The sequence below is a fragment of the Sphingobium fuliginis genome, assembly GCF_004152845.1.
Lineage (GTDB): Bacteria > Pseudomonadota > Alphaproteobacteria > Sphingomonadales > Sphingomonadaceae > Sphingobium > Sphingobium fuliginis.
In genome coordinates this window covers 290839-310594 of the sequence record NZ_SEON01000005.1, presented here as the reverse complement: position 1 = coordinate 310594, position 19756 = coordinate 290839, and the positions used below count along the sequence as shown (strand labels likewise).

The following is a 19756-nucleotide window of genomic DNA, read 5'->3' as shown; positions in this document are numbered from 1 at the left end:
ATAGGGCGGCGTTCAGGTGGTCGGGGGCCACGGGATTTTTGCGCGGGAGATTGCGTTGTTCAAGGGGTTGAAGCCCATCGTTTACGGCGGCCGGGAAGTCTGGCCATTGGTCGAAGGCGGCAAGGGGGTAGCCGTTTCCAACCATGCCAGTTCCGGCGCCTGGGCGGCGGCCGGCGGCATCGGCACGGTGTCGGCGGTCAATGCGGACAGCTATGACAGCTTCGGCAACGTCATTCCCCAGATCTATCATGGTCGCACCCGCCGCGACCGCCATGAAGAACTGATCGCCTATGCGATAGACGGCGCGGTCGAACAGGTGAAGCGGGCCTTCGAAATCGCCGGTGGCAAGGGCGCGATCAACATCAACGTGCTCTGGGAAATGGGCGGTGCGCAGCGCGTCCTCCACGGTGTCCTAGAAAAGACGAAGGGAATGGTCGCGGGCGTGACCTGCGGCGCGGGCATGCCCTACAAGCTGTCGGAGATCGCCGCCTCCTACGGCGTCAACTATCTGCCCATCGTCAGTTCCGGCCGTGCCTTCCGCGCCCTGTGGAAGCGCGCCTATTCCAAGGCATCGGAATGGCTGGCGGCGGTGGTCTATGAGGACCCGTGGCTGGCGGGCGGCCATAACGGCCTGTCCAACGCCGAAGATCCCAAGGTGCCGCAGGACCCCTATCCCCGCGTCCGCGACCTGCGCGCCACCATGCGGGAGGGGGGCATTTCCGACGATGTCCCCATCGTCATGGCAGGCGGCGTCTGGGCGCTCAAGGACTGGAACGACTGGATCGACAATCCGGAACTGGGCGCGATCATGTTCCAGTTCGGCACCCGTCCGCTGCTGACGCAGGAAAGCCCGATCCCGCAGGCGTGGAAGGAACGGCTGATGCAGCTGGAGCCGGGTGACGTGCTGCTCCACCGCTTCTCGCCGACCGGCTTCTACAGTTCGGCCGTCCGCAATCCCTTCCTGCGCTCCCTGGAAGCCCGATCGGAACGGCAGATCCCGTTCAGCACCGAACAGGCCGGCGACCATACGCATCAACTCGACGCCGGCGTGAAGGGCAAGAATTTCTGGGTGACGCGCGGCGACCTTCTGCGCGCCCGCGAATGGGTGGGGCAGGGCTTCACCTCCGCGCTCAAGACGCCGGACAATACGCTCGTCTTCGTGACGGAGGAGGAAAAGGCCGAAATCCGCAAGGACCAGACCGATTGCATGGGCTGCCTCAGCCAGTGCGCCTTTTCAAGCTGGATGGACAGCGAGACCAATTCGACCGGCCGCCTGGCCGATCCGCGCAGCTTCTGCATCCAGAAATCGCTGCAGGAGGCCGTTCATGGCGGCGACCTCGACAAGAATCTGCTCTTCGCGGGCCATGGCGCCTACAAGTTCAAGCAGGACCCCTTCTATTCGAACGGGTTCGTGCCGACCGTGAAGCAACTTGTCGACCGCATCCTGACCGGCGACTGATGGCGGACATTCAGGGATTGGCGGTGCTGCACTACGACACGCCGCATTTTGAGGTCGTGCGTCCGGGACAGTTCGTCCTTTGCGCGGTTTCCGGCGCGCGCATCGATCTGGAAGACCTCAAATATTGGAGCGCGGAGTTTCAGGAGGCCTATAAGGGACCGGAGGAGGCGACCCGTTCCTTCCTGAACCATCGCGGCGCGGATTTTCGGTAAAGGTCTGAATTCAGGCGAATTGCTGGAATTTTATCGGGACCGGCCACGCCCGGGCCTTTTTGCACGGCGGCGGTTCAAGCCTCTGCTTTTTCCATCCGGCGCTTTTATGTCTCCGCCTGCCGCACTTATCCTATTCCTTTGTCCCCGCTGATGGTTTATCCTTCATGAACGAAGCGACGCAGATCGCTCGACCGAGGAAGGATGTAAGCGATGTCGCGGATCGACATTTTTGGTGATCGCCTCTGTGTTGTGACGAGCCTGCTGATCGTGGGCTGGTTCCTTTATAATGTGGCGTTCTGACGGGCGTCCCACCTCGTTCCGGACGGCTCGCTTCCACCCGCAGGACGGTTCCGCGTCCCCCATATCGTGAAACCTGTGGTCTCGCCGTCTTAAGCAAAGCTTTCTTCCATCTCTCTACAAATTGAGTAGATATATTGCCGAGCGCAACGCTCCGCGGCTTTTGAAGGATGTCAGCTTGCTCCGCGTCACCAACGGCTAAAGCGCACGGTACTGAAGCGACGACGCAAGGTTTCGTGTTCCTCCTCGACAGGAGAAGACGATGACCCAGAATGCCACTCGTGCCCGCCGGCAACGCCGTTTCGGCTCCAGCCCGCAAATCCACATCCCCCATTCCTCCTGGACGCGTCCCGAACGCGCGCCCGAAACCGCGACGCCGGTCAAACCCGACGAGTTCTGGAGTCGCCTGGGGCTTTAAACCCAGGCGCTTGCGAATGGGGGGCGCCGGGACCGTGGTTCTGGGGAGCCTAGGCCCCCGCCGCCTTTCGCCATGAGCCGCCTTCTCAATTCCCGCCGTCCAGCAGCCGCCGTGCGATCACCTGCGCCTGGATTTCCCCCGCGCCCTCGAAGATGTTCAGGATGCGCGCATCCGCGAGCAGGCGGCTCACCTGATATTCGGTCGCAAAGCCGTTGCCGCCATGGATCTGCAACGCATTGTCCGCCGCCGCCCAGGCGACGCGGGCGCCGATCAGCTTGGCCATGCCGGCCTCCAGGTCGCAGCGCTTCCCCTCATCCTTGCGGCGCGCGGCGAAATAGGTGAGCTGGCGCGCGCCCATGATCTCCGCCGCCATCATCGCCAGCTTGTTGGCGACACGGGGGAAGTCGAAGATCGGGCGGCCGAACTGCTTGCGGTCGAGCGCATAGGAAAGGCCGATGTCGAGCGCGGCCTGCGCCACGCCGATGGCGCGGGCGGCCGTCTGGATTCGCGCGGATTCGAATGTCGCCATGAGCTGCTTGAAGCCCTGCCCCTCAATGCCCCCCAGCAGGTTCTGGGCGGGCACGCGGAAATCGTCGAAGCCGATCTCATATTCCTTCATGCCGCGATAGCCGATCACCTCGATCTCGCCGCCGCTCATGCCCGGCGTGGGGAAGGGATCGGCCACCGTGCCGCGCTGCTTGGGCGCGATCAGCATGGAAAGGCCGCTGTAATTCTTCGTGCCGGGATCGGTGCGGACCAGCAGCGTCATCACGTCCGCGCGGGCGGCGTGGGTGATCCAGGTCTTGTTGCCGTTCACCCGATATTCGCCATCGGCCAGCGCCGCGCGAGTGCGCAGCGAACCCAGGTCGGAGCCGGTGTCGGGCTCCGTGAAGACGGCGGTCGGCAGGATCGATGCATTGGCGATCTGCGGCAGCCAATGGGCCTTCTGCCCGTCGGTGCCGCCGGTCAGGATCAGTTCCGCCGCGATTTCGGATCGGGTGGCGAGCGACCCCACGCCGATCCATCCGCGCGACAGTTCCTCCGACACGACGCACATGGCGGTCTTGCCCATGCCCAGCCCGCCGAACGCTTCCGGAATGGTCATGCCGAACACGCCCATTGCGCCCAGTTCCTCGACCAGGGGCAGGGGGATCAACTCGTCCTTCAGATGCCAGTCATGGGCGAAGGGCGCGACCTTCTCGTTCGAAAAGGCGAAGAACTGCTCGCGCACCATGTCGAACATTTCGTCCAGCCCGCAATTTTCCAGCGTGGCATGACCCCGCCGGGCAATGAGGTGGCGGGCGATGGCCGATTTCACCGCCTGCCCGCCGCCCTCACGGACAAGGGTGCGGAAAGCAGGCGCGTCGAGCGTCGACAGGTCGTCGGTCAGGTCGGTGGCGCGGATCACCTCGCCCTGGTTCATGGAAATGCCGCCCAGCATCTGCGCGCCATATTCCGCGAAGAGGAGTTGGGCGAGCAGCGCCTCGACCTCCCCGAACGCGCCCTGGGCGTCGAGATGGGCGGCCCAGTTGGCGACCTCCCGCATCATCTCCGCATAGGAGGCGAACCAGCCGAAGCCGTGGACGACATGCTGCTCCACATCGGCCAGCACGCGGTCGACCTGTCCCTTGTCGTTGGCGATGCGCGCCTTCACCTGCGGTTGGACGGCGGCGACGAAGGCCTGTGCGGCATCCGCCGCGCCCGAAAGCAGCGCGGGGAGGTCGGGAAGGACCAGCACCGTCTTTTCCAGTTCCACCGCCGCGCTCATCCTTCGCCAGCCTGTTTCTTGTTGGCCGTCGCCATCGCCTTGGCGTCCAGCCCGCCGACGAGATTGCCGGTCATCAGCTGGTTATGCGCATGGGCCAGATGGTGCATGTGGAACACGCCGTCCATCGCCTGCCGCTTGCCGCGCAGGTCTTCCACGAAGTTGAACGCCTGCTTGGTAAGCGCCATTCCGAAGCGGTCATGCTGGGCGATTTCGGCGGCGATCTTCGCGACTTCCTCACGCAGCGTCTCGCGCGGGAAAATCTCGTTCACCATGCCGAACTGATAGGCGCGCTGGGCCGGCATGCGGCGGCCGAGCAGCAGCAGTTCGCGGGCGACGCGCGGCGGCAGTTCGAAGGCATGGGCGAAATATTCGACGCCCGGCTGGGCCATGCGCTGCACCGGGTCCTGGAAGAAGGCGTCCTCCGACGCGACGATCAGGTCGCAGACCCACGCCAGCATCAGCCCGCCCGCGATGCAGGCGCCCTGCACCATGGCGATCATCGGCTTGGGAATTTCCTGCCAGCGGCGGCAGAGGCCGAGATAGCCGTCCTGCTCCAGTACATATTGCCGCTCCGCGCCGCCCTTGTTGAGGTGATCCCACCATAGGGTCGTGCGGAACCGGGGCATGTGGCTGTCCTTCTCCGGCGTGCCGATGTCGTGGCCGGCGGAAAAATGCTTGCCTTCGCCGCCCAGCACGATGACCTTCACTTCGTCATCCTCGACCGCGTGCTTGAACGCGTCGTCGAGCTGCCCAAGCAGCCGGTAATTCTGCGCATTGCTATATTGCGGGCGGTTCAGCATCACCCATGCGATGCCGTCCTCGACCCTGTAGGTCACATATTCAGGCTGCACTTCCTCGGACATGGTCGCTCTCCTCAGCGCGGCGGCATGCGCAGGCCGCCGTCCAGCCGCACATATTCGCCGTTCCAATAGTCATTCTCGATCATCGCCAGCGCCATGGCGGCGAACTCTTCCGGCTTGCCGAAGCGCTTGGGGAAGGGGACCGTGGCCGACAGCGCGTCGCGCACCTTGTCGCTCGCCCGCGCCATCAGCGGCGTGTCGAAAATGCCGGGCAGGATCGCGTTGACGCGGATGCCCTCGCCCATCAGGTCGCGGGCCATGGGGAGCGTCAGGCTGACGATGCCGCCCTTCGACGCGCTATAGGCCGCCTGGCCGATCTGGCCGTCCACCGCCGCCGCGCTGGATGTGTTGATGATCACGCCCCGCGCATTGTCCTCCAGCGGCTCCAGCGTCAGCATCCCCGCCGCCGACTTGGCGCAGCAGCGGAAGGTGCCGATCAGGTTGATCTGGACGATCCGTTCGAACTGGTCGGTGGGGAAGGCCTTGATCGCGCCGGTTTCGCGGTCGCGCGAGGCGGTCTTGACGACATTGCCGGTGCCCGCGCAATTGACGATGATCCGTTCCTGCCCATGGGCGGCGCGGGCCTGTTCGAATCCCGCATCGACCGATGCTTCGTCGGTGACGTCGACCTTGCAGAAGGTGCCGCCGATTTCGGCCGCGACCCTGTTCCCCGTCTCCTCGTTGAAGTCGAACAGGGCGACCTTCACCCCCCTGGCGGCGAGCGCGCGGGCGGTCGCTTCGCCCAGCCCGGATGCGCCGCCCGTCACGATGGCGGCAACGCTGTTGTCGAGTTTCATGCTTCTGTTTCCTCCTGGGCAGCGCGCTGGGTGATCGCGCCTTCGGCGGCCAGCGCATCGAGCGCCGCATCGTCGAGGCCGAGCCACTGGCCCAATATCTCACGGCTATGTTCGCCCACGCGGGGCGGGCAATATCGGTAGTCGGCGGGCGTGGCGGACAGCTTGCCCGGATAGGCGACGGTCGGTATCTCCACCCCATCCTCTTCCCGACGAAAGCGGTGGACGGTCTGCCGCGCCTCGATGAAAGGGTCTTCGAACACGTCCCTGATCGTATTGACCGGTCCGGCGGGCACGCCCGCCGCGACGAAGCGCGCCATCAGCGCGTCGCGGGGGAAGGGGCGGACGATCTCCTGCACCTTCGCCTCGATTTCCTCGCGGTTGATCAGCCGCTGGGCGCTGGTGGCGAAGCGCGGATCGGTGCCGAGTTCCGAATGGCCCATTTCGGTGCAGAAGGCGCGGAACTGCCGGTCGTTGCCGATGGCGATGATCATCACCCCGTCCGCCACCTCGAACGTCTTGTAGGGCACGACGGTCGGATGGCGGTTGCCCAGACGCCCCGGCACCACATTGCCGACGAGCCAGTTCATGCCCTGATTGGCGAGCATCGCGATCTGGGTGTCGAGCAGCGACACGTCGATCTGCTGCCCCTCGCCGGTCCGTTCGGCATGGCGCAACGCCATCAGGATGGAGACGGTGGCGAACATGCCGGTCGACAGGTCCGCCATGGCGACGCCGGCGCGCAGCGGGCCGCCATCCTCTTCCCCCGTGATGCTCATGAAGCCGCCCATGCCCTGCGCCACGAAATCGTAGCCGCCGCGATCGGCATAGGGGCCGGTCTGGCCGAAGCCGGTGATGGAGCAATAGACGAGGCGAGGGTTTACGCCACGAAGGCTCTCATAATCGAGGCCGTATTTCTTCAGGCCGCCGACCTTGAAATTCTCGACCACTATGTCGGCCTGCGCGGCGAGCTTGCGGATGAGTTCCGCGCCCTGCGGCGTCGCAAGGTTGATCGCGGCGGAACGCTTGTTGCGGTTGCAGGACAGATAATAAGCGCTGGTGCCGATCTCCGGCTCGCCATCCGCGCCGGTCAGATAGGGCGGCCCCCAGGCGCGCGTGTCGTCGCCATGGCCGGGCAGCTCGATCTTGATCACATCCGCGCCGAAATCGGCCAGGATCTGCGTCGACCAGGGGCCGGCGAGGACCCGCGAAAGGTCCAGCACCTTCACCCCTTCGAGAGCGCGGGCGTTCATGCCTGCGCTCCCGTCATCATCCTGTCGTCGGAAAATCGCATCCGCTCCTGTCCCTGAAGTTCTGCTGCATCGCTTGACTCAACAGATAGCGGGACAGGGCGGCTAGCGCAATGATTTTTGCACTATAGGATAGTTTTCAGATCATTTCTTGCCCGCCGTGGCGAGATAGGCGATCAGATTGGCGCGATCCGCGGGGTTGGGCAGGCCCGCGAAGATCATCTTGCTGCCCGGCACCTTCGCCGTCGGCTTGGCCAGGAAGGCGTCGAGCGACTTTGCGTCCCAACGGATCTTGGCGTTCTTCATCGCCGCCGAATAGGCGAAACCCGGAACCGTGCCGGACGTCCGGCCCACCACGCCGGCCAGCGAAGGGCCCAGCCGGTTGACCCCCGGATCGACCGTATGGCACGCCATGCAGCGGGCGAAAACCGCCTTGCCCTTGGCGGCGTCGCCCGCCTGGGCGAGTGCGGGGCTCGCAATCAGCGTGGCAGCGGCAAGCGCGACGAATTTCGAAATCATCAGTTATCCTCTTCCCTTCATCACTGGCTGGAATCTATACCAGTGTGCATAAATAACAAATAGCAGCCTGAGTCTGAACAGGAATTGAAGATCGGGCCGGAAGAAGGACATGCGATGGAGGGTGGTGGAGAGGCCATGCGGCGCTTCGGGCCGCTGGGAATGGTCCTGGCCCTGCTGGTGAACCTGATGTTCGCGCTCAACGTGATCGCGATGAAGGTGGTGGTGGACGCCACCGCGCCGCTGCTGTCGGTGGCGCTGCGCATGGGGGTGGTGTTCCTGCTGTGCGCGCCCGCGATCCGGTCGCTGCCCGGGCGGACGGGCTGGCTGGCGCTCTACGGGTTCCTGAACGGCGGCCTGTTCCTGCTGCTGCTGAACATCGCGCTGTTCATGGCCACCAATGTCGGCGCCCTGGCCATTGCGGGGCAGCTCAGCGTGCCTTTCTCCCTGCTGCTGGGCGCGCTGCTGCTGGGGGAGAAGCTCAACGCGCGCAAGGTCGCCGGGGTCATGCTGGCCTTTGCCGGAGTCGCGGCGCTGGTTTTCGATCCGCACATCCTGACCGAAGTGCCTGCCGTGCTGGTGATGGCGAGCGCGGCGATGACCTGGGGCGGCGCCACGCTGGTGCAGCGCAGGCTGGCGGGCGTCAGCGTGATGAACGGCCAGGCCTGGAATGGCCTGATGGGCGCCCTGACCCTCGCTCCCTTCGCGCTGATGTTCGAACGGTCGGCCATCGCCGGCCTGGCGCATGTCGGATGGGTGCCGGCGGCCTGGTTCGCCTTCAGCTGCCTTGGGTCGACGATCATCGGGCAGGGAACGCTGGCCTGGCTGCTCCAGCGCTATCCGATCTCGACGATCATGCCGTTGATGCTGGCGGCGCCGGTGATGTCGACGGTGTTCGCCTCGCTTTATTTCGGAACCCCCATCACCGCCGTGATGATCGGCGGCGGGACGCTGGCGCTGGCTGGCGTGACGATCATCGCCCTGTCGCCGGACCGCAAGGCGAGGGGCTGAGCTTCACGTCGCGGATCGGGTTGGAAAGCGATGTTTCCACGGACCTCCCAATCCACCCGGAAAGTCTCTCATCCATTCGAGGCATATGCCCGGCAACAACAAAAAGCCGCCCGGTGAGGGGCGGCTTTCCTGTTATCGTCCGGAAAGGAAAACTCAGGCTTCTTCGGCCGGAGCTTCTTCGGCTTCCACGGCGATTTCGCCGGGTTCCGCATTCGGATCGTAATCTTCGGTGAAGCCGCTTTCGTCCTTTTCGAACAGGTCGGCCATCACATCGACGCCCTGCGACTGAAGTTCGGCTTCTTCCGGCGAGCGGGCGACGTTCACCGTGACGGTGACGGCCACTTCCGGATGCAGCGCGACCTTGACGTCGAACACGCCGAGCGTCTTGATCGGGCGCTCCAGAACCACCATCGCCTTGGTGACGTTGGTGACGCCATCGGCGTGCAGCGCTTCGACGACGTCACGGACGGCGACCGAACCATAGAGGTGGCCGGCGTTCGACGACTGGCGGATCAGGACGATCTGCTTGCCGTTCACGCCTTCGGCAGCCTTTTCGGCGTCCGAGCGGCGAGCGGCGTTGTCGGCCTCGATCTTCGCGCGGTTCGCTTCGAAGACCTTCTTGTTGGCGGCGTTCGAACGCAGCGCCTTCTTGTTGGGCAGCAGGTAGTTACGCGCGTAACCGTCCTTCACGGTGACGACGTCGCCGATGGCGCCCAGCTTCTCGATGCGTTCAAGGAGAATGATTTCCATGGGTCTTTCTCCCTTACTTCACGATATAGGGCAGCAGGCCCAGGTGACGGGCGCGCTTGATGGCCTGGGCCAGCTCGCGCTGCTTCTTGGCGGACACCGCGGTGATGCGGCTGGGGACGATCTTGCCGCGTTCGGACACGAAGCCCTGCAGCAGACGGACGTCCTTGTAATCGATCTTCGGCGCATCCTTGGCGGCGAAGGGGCAGCTCTTGCGGCGGCGGAAAAACGGGCGTGCCATGGTTCAGATCTCCTTATTCGCCGGCGGCTTCTTCGCGCTCGCGGCGCGGGCCGCGATCGCCCCCACGATCATTGCGGTCGCCACGATCGCCGCGCGGACCGCGTTCGGCGCGTTCCTGCTTGCGCATCATGACCGACGGACCGGTCTCCAGCTCATCGACCTTGATGGTCATGTAGCGGATGATGTCTTCGTTGATCTGGGTCTGGCGCTCCAGCTCCGCGACGACGCCGGCCGGGGCGTCGATGTTCAGCATCACATAATGCGCCTTGCGGTTCTTGGCGATCTTGTAGGCCAGCGAGCGCAGGCCCCAGGTCTCGACCTTGGTCACCTTGCCCTGCATATCCTCGACGATCTTGGTGGCGGTTTCCGCCAGAGCGTCCACCTGCGCCTGTGCCAGATCCTGGCGCGCAAGGAACACATGCTCGTAAAGAGCCATGGGTATTGCCTCATCTGTTGGCCGATCGCTGACGCCCACCCCATGTGGAACGCCCCTCCGGCTGTCGTCTCAAGCATTGATTCGCGCGACCGCGAGTCACCCCGGGTCGTGCGAAGCGGCGCCTATGACGGAAATGCGCGGGAAAGGCAAGGGCGGATCGGCGCAGCAGGGGCACGCAATTTTACCGTTCGGGATGAGCTTGTCGAAGCCCTTTTCTTCTTTAATCTCGGTTGCAAGGATTGACGGGCGGGGCTTCGGCAGGTTCAGCCCGAACGGAGGGGGGCATCTTATGGCGGTCGGAATAGCGGCCCTGTCGCTGATATTGCTGATGGTCGCGGCCTATCGGGGGATGAGCGTCATCGTGATGGCGCCGCTGCTGGCGATGCTGGCCGTGTTCCTGACCGATCCCGCCGCCGTGCCAGCGGTCTTTTCCGGCGTCTTCATGGAAAGGGTGGGAAGCTTCCTGAAGCTTTATTTCCCGGTGTTCCTGCTCGGCGCGCTGTTCGGCAAGCTGATAGAGGTTTCCGGCTTCTCGCGCGCGATCGTCACCGCCGTGATCGGGCTGGTGGGGGCAGGCCAGGCGATCCCCGCGATCATGCTGGTGTCGGCGCTGCTGACCTATGGCGGCGTTTCGGTGTTCGTGGCGGTGTTCGCCGTCTATCCCTTCGCCGCGGAGATGTTCCGGCAGGGCGACATTCCCAAGCGGCTGATACCCGCGACCATCGGTCTTGGCGCCATCACCTTCACCATGGATGCGATGCCGGGAACGCCGCAGATCCAGAACATCATCCCGACCAGCTTCTTCGGCACGACCGCCTGGGCGGCCCCGGCGCTGGGGCTGGCAGGATCGGTCTGCATCATGGGGCTGGGCCTCACCTATCTGGGCTGGCGCAGGCGGGCGATGCAGGCGGCGGGGGAGGGCTATGGCGCGCCGGAGACGCTGGTGAACGAGCCGGAAGCCGCGGACCGGGGCGATCGGACCGTGCATCCGCTGATCGCCCTGCTGCCGCTGCTGGTGGTGGGATTGGGCAATCTGGCGCTGACCATGCTGATCCCGCGCCTTGTGGCGGGGGAGGAGGTGGCCGTGTCGCTGGCCGGCCTGACCGATCCCGTCGTGGTGAAGGTGGCTCAGGTCGCCGCGCTCTGGGCGGTGGAGGGCGCCCTGCTGCTGGGCATAGGGACGATCCTGCTCTTCGCCTTCCCGCAAGTGGCGCGGCGCTTTGCCGATGGGTCGAAGGCGGCCGTGGGCGGCGCGCTGCTGGCGGGGATGAATACGGCGGTCGAATATGGCTTCGGCGCGGTGATCGCCGCGCTGCCGGGTTTTCTGGCGGTGAAGGAAGCGCTGAAGGCCGTGCCCGATCCACTGGTCAACGAGGCGATTACCGTGACGTCGCTTGCCGGGATCACCGGCTCGGCTTCGGGTGGGCTGTCGATCGCGCTTGCCGCCATGGCGGAACAGTTCGCGGCGGCGGGCAATGCGGCGGGCATCCCGCGCGAGGTGCTGCACCGGGTGGCCTCCATGGCGAGCGGAGGGATGGACAGCCTGCCGCACAATGGCGCGATCATCACCTTGCTGGCGGTGACGGGCCTGACGCACCGGCAGGCCTATAAGGATATTTTCGCCCTGACGCTGATCAAGACCTTCACCGTCTTCGTGGTGATCGCGGTCTATTATCTGACGGGGCTGGTATAGGACGCCCCGGAGCGCGGCTCCGGGGCGTATCGGCCTTAGCGGATCGCGCCGGTGACGACCGATGCGATGATGCCGCTGGCGATGGCGACCAACAGCGCGTCATTGCCCGAACGAACCCAATGATAGCCGCGCGGCGGGGTGCGCAGGCGATAGCCGCGATAATTGTCGATCACGCGATAGTTGCTCGCATGGCGGCGGTCGAAACGCTGGCCCTTGGCCCAGCGGCGATGATTGTCCTTGCGGATCACCGTGGTCTTGGTGACGGTGCGGCCATGGGGGCCATGCTTCACCACCTGATGCACTTCCCGCTGCGGCGCGGCCTGGGCCTGGCTGACGACCATGGGGCTTGCGATCATGGTGGTGGCGGTCAGCGCCGCGAGAAACTTCCTGAACATGGACTTGCTCCTTCTTCTTCGATCTTGCCGCCGGCTGTCCGGCGTTGAAGCAGAAATAGGACGCATTTGTCGCAGGCTTGTGCCATCGGTCAGTAAAGAATGTCGGAAATTGTAACAGGTGCGGAATTAGTCTGAATATCGGTTCATAATTCCTGTTTTTCCAGTGATTTGCATGAATGTCCGTTCAGTTTTTCGAAGAAGGGCGTATTTCCATTTTCCGCCTGAGCCCTGGCATGGAAAAAGCCCCGAAGGGGCTTCGGGGCTTCGTTCCGGAGCGCGCTGCATCAGGTGGATCGGACGCAGGCCGGACGCTCCAGGTTTCTGTCGCCACATCTGCTTTGTCGCCAGCCGGCGCCCCCTTTGGCGCACGATGGTGGGTAGAAGGCGCGGATGAGGTCAGTCGGAAAGCGGCGTTGCCGTCACGACCATGCGCTGGAGCAGGATCGGACGGTCCTTGCCCTCCAGCACGGGTGCGGGCCGGAGACCGGGGACGCCGCCCCAGGGGCCGACGCCCAGGCCGAACAGCAGGGCGCAGGCCGACAGGCCCAGAATGGCGGTCTTGATCATGATCTCCCTTTCGCAATGCCCTGCGGGCGTCATGGGGGAGCGATAGGCGGCGCTTGTCGCAGGACTGTGCCGGCAGCCGGAAAAATTGTGAGAAAATGTAACGGGCAGGGGGAATTGAATGTTTCCCGCGAAGGCGGGAGCCCGGTCCCAGACCCGGAACCGGCGCCCTGCCTGCGCCATGAACAAGCCATGGCCTATTCGTGGCGCAGGGCGTCTATCGGGTTGAGCGCGGCGGCGCGGCGGGCCGGAAAATAGCCGAAGACGACACCGATCGCGGCCGAGAAGAGGAAGGCGATCAGATTCACCTTCACATCGAAGATGAAGGGCACCTGCATCAGCGGAGCGATCGCGACCGAGGCGATCAGCGCCAGGAACAGGCCGATCAGCCCGCCCAGGCAGGACAGCACGATGGCCTCGACCAGAAACTGCATCAGCACTTCGCGAGCGACCGCGCCGATGGCGAGGCGGATGCCGATCTCGCGGGTGCGCTCCGTCACCGACACCAGCATGATGTTCATGATGCCGATGCCCCCCACCAGCAGGGAAATCGCCGCCACCGCCGCCACGATCTGCGTCAATATGGTGGTGGTGCCGGTCAGCGTGTCGCTGATCTGCTTGGTGTCGAAGACGTTGAAATTATCTTCCGCGCCCGGCTTCACCTTGCGGCGTTCGCGCATCAGCTCCTCCAGGCTGGTCTGGACCGTGCTGGTGTCATAGGCGTCGTCTACCGCGACCATGATCTGGCTGATGTCGCGGTCGCCGGTGAAGCGGCGCTGGACGAACTTGATCGGCATGACCACCACATCGTCCTGATCCCCGAAGCCGCCTTGGCCCCGTGTCGCGAGCGCGCCGATCACCTGGCAGGATACGCCCTTGATGCGTATGCGCTTGCCGATGGGGTCATTGCTCTGGAACAGGTTGGTGCGCACCGTATTGCCGATGATGCAGACGGGTTTTCCCGCTTCCTCCTCCTCCGGCATGAAAAGGCGGCCGGTGTCGGCCTTCCAGCTTTGCACCTCGAAATAGGCGGCGGTAGTGCCATAGACAGTGGTGGACCAGTTGCTGCCTTCATAGATGGCCGTGCCGCTCGACTGCACCATCGGCGCGACCGCGCGGACGCCGGTAAGCTGGTTCTCGATGGCGGTCAGGTCGGCGGGCTTGAAGTCGGGCGGGCGCGGTCCGCCACCGCCCCGGCCGAACCCCTGGCCGGGACGAAGTTGCAGCACATTGGCGCCCAGCGAGCTGATCTGTTCGCGCACGGCGGCGGTCGCGCCATTGCCCAGCGTGACCATGGTGACGACCGCCGCCACGCCGATGATGATGCCCAGCGTGGTGAGGAAGCTGCGCAGCTTGTGCCGGTTGATCGCGCGAAAGGCGAGGATGACGGTGGTGCCCAGCATCTTCAGCGCGCGCCTTCGTTCATTTCCGTCATCCCCGCGGAGGTGGTAATGACGGGGGAAAATATCGCCATCACGCCGTCACTCCCTGCTCGACCCGCTCCACCAACCCATCCTTGAAATGCACGATGGTCCGCGCGAAGGCCGCCATGTCCGGCTCATGCGTCACCATCAGCACAGTGATGCCGCCATTGCGGTTGAGGTCGGTCAGCAGTTCCATGATCTCCACCGATCTTTCGGAATCGAGGTTGCCGGTCGGCTCGTCCGCCAGCAGCACGTCGGGCTGGGTCACGATGGCGCGGGCGATGGCGACGCGCTGCTGCTGCCCGCCGGACAGTTCGGCGGGCGTATGGTCCCACCAGTCCTTCAGGCCTACCTTGTCGAGCGCCGCCATGCCCGCCTCATATCGGGTCTTCTTGTCCTCGCCGCGATACAGCAGGGGCAGTTCGACATTTTCCAGCGCCGTGGTGCGGGACAGCAGGTTGAACCCCTGGAACACGAAGCCCAGATAGCGGCGGCGCAGCAGGGCGCGCTGGTCGCGGTCGAGCGTTTCGACATGGCGGCCCTTGAACAGGAACTCCCCGCCGGAGGGCACGTCGAGGCAGCCCAATATGTTCATCGTCGTCGACTTGCCGGAGCCCGAAGGCCCCATGACCGCCACGAAATCGCCTTGCGCAATGTCGAGGTCGATGCCCTTCAGCGCCTGAAAGGCTGTCGGGCCGGAGCCATAGACCTTGGTGACGCCGCGAAGGGAGATGATCGGATCGGCGGCCATGCGCGTCAGGTTCCGCTCTGCCGGCCGGTGCCGCGCGGCTCGCCGCCCTGGCCCTTCGGCGCCGATGGCGCGACCGGCGCGGTTTCGGCCTTCCCGTCGCCCGAATTGCCGAGCTTGCCGACAGTGGCCGGGCTGCCGTCGGTGGACCGGCCGCCTTCCGTCCGGCGGTTGCGGTCGCGCGGCCCGCCGCCCTGCGAACCGCCATCGGCCTGATCCTCCGCCGGCGCCTGCTGGCCCGCCGCAAGCTGCCCGGTGATGACGCGCATGCCCGGTTTCAGGTCGCCGCCCGTGATGACCGTGCGCGCGCCGTCGCTGGCGCCGACGGTCACCTGCACGGCCTTGGGATTGCCGTCCTCGCCCACGACATAGACGGTCTGGCTGCTGCCAATGCCGAAACTGACCTGCCGGCTCGCGCCGCCGCGCCGGAACCTGCGCGGGCCGGGGACGATCTGGCTGGTGATGCCGCCGCCCTGGTTGCCCGCGCTGGGCTTGAAGCGAAGCGCGCTGTTGGGGACCAGCAGCACGTCATGCAGTTCCTGCGTCACGATGTCGGCGGTCGCGGTCATGCCGGGGCGCAATATCTCGTCCTTGTTGTCCACCGACAGCACCGCCGTATAGGCGACGACGGTGCCCGTCGTGCTGCTGGCCGCGCTGCCCCCCGACGATGAGGAGGAACTGCTGCTGCTGGCGCTGTTGGAGCCCACATTGACCCGCGTCACCCGCGCCGGAAAGGTGCGGCCGGGGAAGGCGTCGACGGAGAAATTGGCGCTCTGGCCCTCCTTCACCTGTCCCACATCCGCCTCGTCGACGGAAACCTCCACCTCCATCTGGGTCAGGTCTTCCGCAATGGTGAAGAGCACCGGCGCGTTGAGCGAGGCGGCGACGGTCTGGCCCGGCTCTATGTCGCGGGACAGGACGACGCCGGTCACGGGCGAGACGATCTGGGCGATGGAAAGATTGGTCTGCGCCGTGGAAAGCTGCGCCTGGGAAACGCGAACCTGCGCCTGTGCGGAGCGGAGGTTGGCGAGGGCGGAACAATAGTCGGCCCGGGCGGCGTCCAGTTCCGTCCTGGCGGGAACGCGCCCGCCGGAAAGCTTGAACACGTTGAGCTGGCGGTCGAGCGTCGCCCTGGCCAGCGCCGCCTGCGCTTCCGCCTGCGCCACGCTGGCCTGCGAGGAGGAAAGCTGCGCGCGGTTCTGGTTGATCGTATCCACCAGCCGCCGGGTGTCGAGTTCGGCCAGCTTCTGCCCCCTGGTCACGCGGTCGTTCACATCGACATAGACCGCCGTGATCTTGCCCGACTGTTCGGAACCGACATCGACCTGATTGATGGGCTTCAGATTGCCGGTGGCGGATACGGAGACGGTAAGGTCGCCCTTGCGCACTTCCCGCGTCGCATAATTGGGCTTGTCGTCGCCCGAAAAGCAGCGCGCAAGCAGCAGGATGAGGATCAGCAGGGCGACGCCCACCGCGCCCCGGACCACCCATTTGCGCCACGGCTTTTCCGGCCGCGCGCCAAGAAAGTCGTTGATGTCCTGATCGCTGGTCACATCATTGCTCATCTTTTTGCTCATGAGGGGGGACGGCCTTCCATATTCTGCCAGCCGCCGCCCAGCGCATTGTAAAGCTGGGCCAGGCCAAGGACCTCGTCGGATTGCGCGCCGGCAAGGCTGTTGCGCGCGTTCAAAAGCGAATTCTCGCTCTGGGAAAGCGTCTGGAAATCGATCAGACCCGCCTGGTACTGGCTGCGCGCCAGTATCGCGGCATTGTTCGACGCTTCATAGGCGGTCGCGAACTCCGCCTTGCGGGCGCGTGCGCTCGACAGCGACGCCATGGCATTCTCCACATCCTCCAGCGCGGACAGCACCGCCTGCTTGTAGGCGGCGAAGGCGGCGTCGGTGGCCGCCCGTTGCGAACGGACCTGCGAGGCGAGGCGTCCGCCGTCGAAGATGACCTGCGCCACATTGGCGAATACGCCGCCGGTGACCAGGCTGAACAGGTCTTTGAAACTGTTGGACGTGGTGCCGATATTGCCGCTGATGCCAAGGGAAGGATAAAGCTGCGCCTGCGCCACGCCGATGCGCGCCGTCGCGGCGGCCAGCGCCCGTTCGGCCGAGCGCACGTCCGGCCGCTGGCGCAGCGTGTCGGCGGGAATGCCGGTGGCGATCTGCGCGGGCGCGGCGGGAATCGGCGCCGGCGTTTCAAGGCTCCGGGTCGCTTCGCCGGGCGCCTGCCCCGTCAGCACGGCGATACGGTTGAGGCTGCCCCGAAGGCTCGCCTCAAGCTGCGGGACGGTGGCGTTGGTCTGCGCCAGTTGCGCCCGCGCCTGCTCCGCGTCGATCGAGGAGACGAGGCCCGCCTGAAGCCGCCAGTTGGCGATGTTGTAATTGTCCTGCTGGATCGCCTGCGTCTCCCGCGCGACGCGCAACTGCTCCTGCGCCAGACGCGCCTGCACATAGTTGGTGACGAGTTCGGAGACGATCGTCGCCCGCACATTGGCCAGGTCATAGCCGGATGCGGCAAGATCGGCCCGCGCGGCCTCCGCCGAACGGGACAGTTCACCGAACAGGTCGACCTGCCAGCTTGCATTGGCGCCGACGGAATAGCTGCTCGACCAGTTGGAGCCGCCGCCGCCGATCGGATTGCCGCTGGGGTCCAGCCGCCCGCCCGCATCCCGGCTGCTGTAGTTGCGCCCGCCGCTGGCCGATCCGTTCACCTGCGGCAGGAAGGCGGCCCTTGCCTGCCGCAGCGACTCCCGCGCCTGGCGCAGACGCGCCTGCGCCTGAACGATGTCCAGATTATGGGCGATCGCCCGGTCGATCAGGCCGCTCAGCGCCGGATCGTCGAGCCGCGTCCACCAGGCGCCAAGCTCCGCTTCGTCGAGCGGAGCGCCGCCGCCCTGGCTATAGGCCGCCGGCACGCCGAGCGCTGCGGGGGCAGGGGCGCGATAATCGGGACCGGCTGCGCAGCCCGACAGGACCAGCGCGGTTCCCGTGATCCATCCAAAGCGATATCGCACCTTTTCCTTATACTCCGTCATCGTTAAAGGCGGTCCTCCAACGAGAACTGCCGAAATGGGCCGGGCGCCTCAACGGCATTTGTGTCTCAAAGTGTAACGACTTTGAAAAATTGCGCTTTTGCAGGGGCGCGCATGTCAGAAGGTGGATGATGAGGGCATTTCTTTTTCCAGGGCAGGGCAGCCAGTCGGTCGGCATGGGCAAGGCGCTGGCCGATGCGAGCCCGGCCGCGAGGGAGCTGTTTCAGGAGGTCGATGACGCCCTGTCGCAGCATTTGTTCCGCATCATGGTGGAGGGGCCGGAAAGCGACCTGACGCTGACGGAAAACGCCCAGCCCGCGATCATGGCCAATGCGCTGGCGACCCTGCGCGTGATGCAGAAGGAAGGCGGCTTTTCGCTGGCGGAGAAAGGCGATTACGTCGCCGGGCACAGCCTTGGCGAATATAGCGCGCTGTGCGCGGCGGAGGCGTTCGACATTGGCACCACGGCGAAGCTGCTGAAGCTGCGCGGGCGCGCAATGCAGGCGGCCGTGCCGGTGGGCGAGGGCGCGATGGCGGCCCTGCTGGGCGCGGACATAGAGAAGGCGCAGGCATTGGCGGAGGCGGCTGCCGAGGGTGAGATCTGCACCGTCGCCAATGACAATGATCCGACGCAGGTGGTGATTTCCGGCCATCGCGGCGCGATCGAGCGCGCCGTCGCGCTGGTGAAGGACCATGGCATCAAGCGCGGCGTCCTGCTGCCGGTTTCCGCGCCCTTCCACTGCCCGCTGATGCAGCCCGCGGCGGAGGCGATGGAGGATGCCCTGGGCAAGGCGGCGATCAACACGCCGCTGCTGCCGGTCTATGCCAATGTGCTGGCAAGCGCGATCGCCGATCCGGACGAGATCAGGCTGCGGCTGGTCGAGCAGGTGACGGGCCGCGTGCGCTGGCGCGAATCCGTCGCCGCCATGTGGGACGCGGGCGTCACCGAATTCGTCGAACTGGGCGGCAAGGTGCTGGGTCCGATGGTGAAGCGCATCGCTCCCGACGCCACCGTGCGCAGCGTCGTGACGATGGACGATATCGAGGCCGCGCTGGGCGCGCTGTGAGCGGCGGCATGAGCAGCGCTCCCGTCCTGACCAGCCGTGACGGAGCCGTCCTGACGGTCACGCTCGACATGCCGGACCGGCGCAACCCGATCTCCGATCCGGCGATGGTCGACGCCCTGTGCGCGGTGTTCGAGCAGGCGGATCGCGACCTGTCGGTGCGGGTGGCGATCCTGACCGGGGCGGGCAGCGCCTTTTCATCGGGGGGCGACCTCAATGCGATGCGCCCCGATGCGGGCGGCCTGCGCGCGGGACTGCCGGCGCAGACGCGGCGCAACTACCGGGCGGGAATCCAGCGGCTGCCGCTGCTGTTCCAGGCGCTCGAACTGCCGGTGATCGCGGCGGTCAACGGCCCGGCCATCGGCGCGGGCTGCGACCTGACGCTGATGTGCGATGTCAGGATCGCGGCGCAATCCGCAAAATTCGCGGAATCCTTCGTCAAGCTGGGCATCGTTTCCGGCGATGGCGGCGCGTGGCTGCTGCCGCGCATCGTCGGCTTCTCCAAGGCGACCGAACTGGCGCTGACCGGTGAGACCATCGACGCGGAAGAGGCGCTGCGGATCGGGCTGGTGAGCGAGGTGGTGCCGGATGCCGACCTGCTGGCGGCGGCGCGCAGGGTGGCCGACAGGATCGCCGCCAATCCGCCGCATGCCACGCGGATGACCAAGCGGCTGCTGCGCGCGGCGCAGACGGCGGAATTGAACCAGATCATGGAAATGGCGGGCGCGATGCAGGCGCTGGCCCATGCGACGGCGGATCATGATGAGGCGATCGACGCCTTTTTCGAGCGCCGGACGCCGAACTTCAAGGGAGATTAGA

General features: G+C 65.5%; 21 protein-coding genes. 7 read left to right on the top strand and 14 right to left on the bottom strand.

Annotation, left to right across the window (positions count from 1 at the left end):
- Nucleotides 1–55 precede the first annotated feature (55 nt).
- The 3 genes from EWH10_RS14380 to EWH10_RS21780 all read left to right on the top strand — a co-directional run bounded on the left by EWH10_RS14380 (nucleotide 56) and on the right by EWH10_RS21780 (nucleotide 2386).
- Nucleotides 56–1459 carry an NAD(P)H-dependent flavin oxidoreductase gene (locus EWH10_RS14380; protein WP_025549388.1) on the top strand — a complete coding sequence of 468 codons (1404 nt, stop codon included), beginning with the start codon at nucleotides 56–58 and terminating at the stop codon, nucleotides 1457–1459.
- Nucleotides 1459–1671 (top strand): DUF2093 domain-containing protein, encoded by a 213-nt coding sequence (locus EWH10_RS14375; protein ID WP_044661895.1) that lies wholly within the window; start codon nucleotides 1459–1461, stop codon nucleotides 1669–1671. The genes EWH10_RS14380 and EWH10_RS14375 overlap by 1 nt, the downstream gene beginning before the upstream one ends.
- A gap of 559 nt (nucleotides 1672–2230) precedes the next feature.
- Nucleotides 2231–2386: a hypothetical protein gene (locus EWH10_RS21780; RefSeq protein WP_165363371.1), complete on the top strand. Its 156-nt coding sequence runs from the start codon at nucleotides 2231–2233 to the stop codon at nucleotides 2384–2386.
- An 85-nt stretch (nucleotides 2387–2471) separates the two neighbouring features.
- Here EWH10_RS21780 and EWH10_RS14370 read toward each other — a convergent pair whose 3' ends face one another.
- From EWH10_RS14370 to EWH10_RS14350, 5 genes are all read right to left on the bottom strand, one after another.
- The gene (locus tag EWH10_RS14370) at nucleotides 2472–4154 is read right to left on the bottom strand and encodes an acyl-CoA dehydrogenase family protein (protein ID WP_044661896.1); all 1683 of its coding nucleotides are present in this window, start codon (nucleotides 4152–4154) and stop codon (nucleotides 2472–2474) included.
- Entirely contained in the window at nucleotides 4151–5017 is an 867-nt protein-coding gene (locus tag EWH10_RS14365; RefSeq protein ID WP_044661897.1) for an enoyl-CoA hydratase, read from the bottom strand. The genes EWH10_RS14370 and EWH10_RS14365 overlap by 4 nt, the downstream gene beginning before the upstream one ends.
- 11 nt (nucleotides 5018–5028) lie before the next feature.
- Nucleotides 5029–5811 carry an SDR family NAD(P)-dependent oxidoreductase gene (locus tag EWH10_RS14360; protein WP_044661898.1) on the bottom strand — a complete coding sequence of 261 codons (783 nt, stop codon included), beginning with the start codon at nucleotides 5809–5811 and terminating at the stop codon, nucleotides 5029–5031.
- On the bottom strand, nucleotides 5808–7061 hold the full coding sequence (locus EWH10_RS14355) for a CaiB/BaiF CoA transferase family protein (RefSeq protein WP_065847112.1): 1254 nt from the start codon (nucleotides 7059–7061) through the stop codon (nucleotides 5808–5810). Before EWH10_RS14355 ends, EWH10_RS14360 begins: the two co-directional genes overlap by 4 nt.
- A gap of 141 nt (nucleotides 7062–7202) precedes the next feature.
- Entirely contained in the window at nucleotides 7203–7577 is a 375-nt protein-coding gene (locus EWH10_RS14350; RefSeq protein WP_025549382.1) for a c-type cytochrome, read from the bottom strand.
- Between the two features lie 114 nt (nucleotides 7578–7691).
- Between EWH10_RS14350 and EWH10_RS14345 the strand changes: the two genes are divergently transcribed.
- The gene (locus EWH10_RS14345) at nucleotides 7692–8585 is read left to right on the top strand and encodes a DMT family transporter (RefSeq protein WP_044663091.1); all 894 of its coding nucleotides are present in this window, start codon (nucleotides 7692–7694) and stop codon (nucleotides 8583–8585) included.
- Between the two features lie 153 nt (nucleotides 8586–8738).
- Here the strand turns inward: EWH10_RS14345 and rplI are convergent, their stop codons facing one another.
- From rplI to rpsF, 3 genes are read right to left on the bottom strand one after another with little or no spacing between them, the layout of a single operon-like run.
- Nucleotides 8739–9335 carry a 50S ribosomal protein L9 gene (rplI, locus tag EWH10_RS14340; protein WP_025549380.1) on the bottom strand — a complete coding sequence of 199 codons (597 nt, stop codon included), beginning with the start codon at nucleotides 9333–9335 and terminating at the stop codon, nucleotides 8739–8741.
- A 13-nt stretch (nucleotides 9336–9348) separates the two neighbouring features.
- Nucleotides 9349–9573, bottom strand: a complete 225-nt coding sequence (rpsR, locus tag EWH10_RS14335) for a 30S ribosomal protein S18 (RefSeq protein ID WP_004212076.1) — start codon at nucleotides 9571–9573, stop codon at nucleotides 9349–9351.
- A gap of 13 nt (nucleotides 9574–9586) precedes the next feature.
- Nucleotides 9587–10009, bottom strand: coding sequence for a 30S ribosomal protein S6 (gene rpsF, locus EWH10_RS14330; RefSeq protein WP_025549379.1), 423 nt, complete (start codon nucleotides 10007–10009; stop codon nucleotides 9587–9589).
- A gap of 289 nt (nucleotides 10010–10298) precedes the next feature.
- On the opposite strand from rpsF, the gene EWH10_RS14325 reads away from it, so the two are divergent.
- Nucleotides 10299–11702, top strand: coding sequence for a GntP family permease (locus EWH10_RS14325; RefSeq protein ID WP_065847110.1), 1404 nt, complete (start codon nucleotides 10299–10301; stop codon nucleotides 11700–11702).
- Nucleotides 11703–11737: 35 nt separating this feature from the next.
- Here EWH10_RS14325 and EWH10_RS14320 read toward each other — a convergent pair whose 3' ends face one another.
- The 6 genes from EWH10_RS14320 to EWH10_RS14300 all read right to left on the bottom strand — a co-directional run bounded on the left by EWH10_RS14320 (nucleotide 11738) and on the right by EWH10_RS14300 (nucleotide 17876).
- Entirely contained in the window at nucleotides 11738–12097 is a 360-nt protein-coding gene (locus EWH10_RS14320) for an RcnB family protein (protein WP_025549377.1), read from the bottom strand.
- A gap of 396 nt (nucleotides 12098–12493) precedes the next feature.
- Nucleotides 12494–12664, bottom strand: a complete 171-nt coding sequence (locus EWH10_RS21775; protein WP_165363370.1) for a hypothetical protein — start codon at nucleotides 12662–12664, stop codon at nucleotides 12494–12496.
- 194 nt (nucleotides 12665–12858) lie between these two features.
- On the bottom strand, nucleotides 12859–14064 hold the full coding sequence (locus tag EWH10_RS14315; RefSeq protein ID WP_025549376.1) for an ABC transporter permease: 1206 nt from the start codon (nucleotides 14062–14064) through the stop codon (nucleotides 12859–12861).
- A gap of 70 nt (nucleotides 14065–14134) precedes the next feature.
- Nucleotides 14135–14836, bottom strand: a complete 702-nt coding sequence (locus EWH10_RS14310) for an ABC transporter ATP-binding protein (protein WP_025549375.1) — start codon at nucleotides 14834–14836, stop codon at nucleotides 14135–14137.
- 5 nt (nucleotides 14837–14841) lie between these two features.
- Nucleotides 14842–16398: an efflux RND transporter periplasmic adaptor subunit gene (locus tag EWH10_RS14305; RefSeq protein WP_044663092.1), complete on the bottom strand. Its 1557-nt coding sequence runs from the start codon at nucleotides 16396–16398 to the stop codon at nucleotides 14842–14844.
- 8 nt (nucleotides 16399–16406) lie between these two features.
- Nucleotides 16407–17876: an efflux transporter outer membrane subunit gene (locus EWH10_RS14300; protein ID WP_052628218.1), complete on the bottom strand. Its 1470-nt coding sequence runs from the start codon at nucleotides 17874–17876 to the stop codon at nucleotides 16407–16409.
- Nucleotides 17877–18004: 128 nt separating this feature from the next.
- On the opposite strand from EWH10_RS14300, the gene fabD reads away from it, so the two are divergent.
- Both fabD and EWH10_RS14290 read left to right on the top strand, forming a co-directional pair.
- A complete protein-coding gene (gene fabD / locus EWH10_RS14295) occupies nucleotides 18005–18940 on the top strand; it encodes an ACP S-malonyltransferase (RefSeq protein ID WP_044663094.1) in 936 nt (311 codons plus the stop codon).
- Between the two features lie 8 nt (nucleotides 18941–18948).
- A complete protein-coding gene (locus EWH10_RS14290) occupies nucleotides 18949–19755 on the top strand; it encodes a crotonase/enoyl-CoA hydratase family protein (protein ID WP_037482652.1) in 807 nt (268 codons plus the stop codon).
- Nucleotide 19756: the final 1 nt, after the last annotated feature.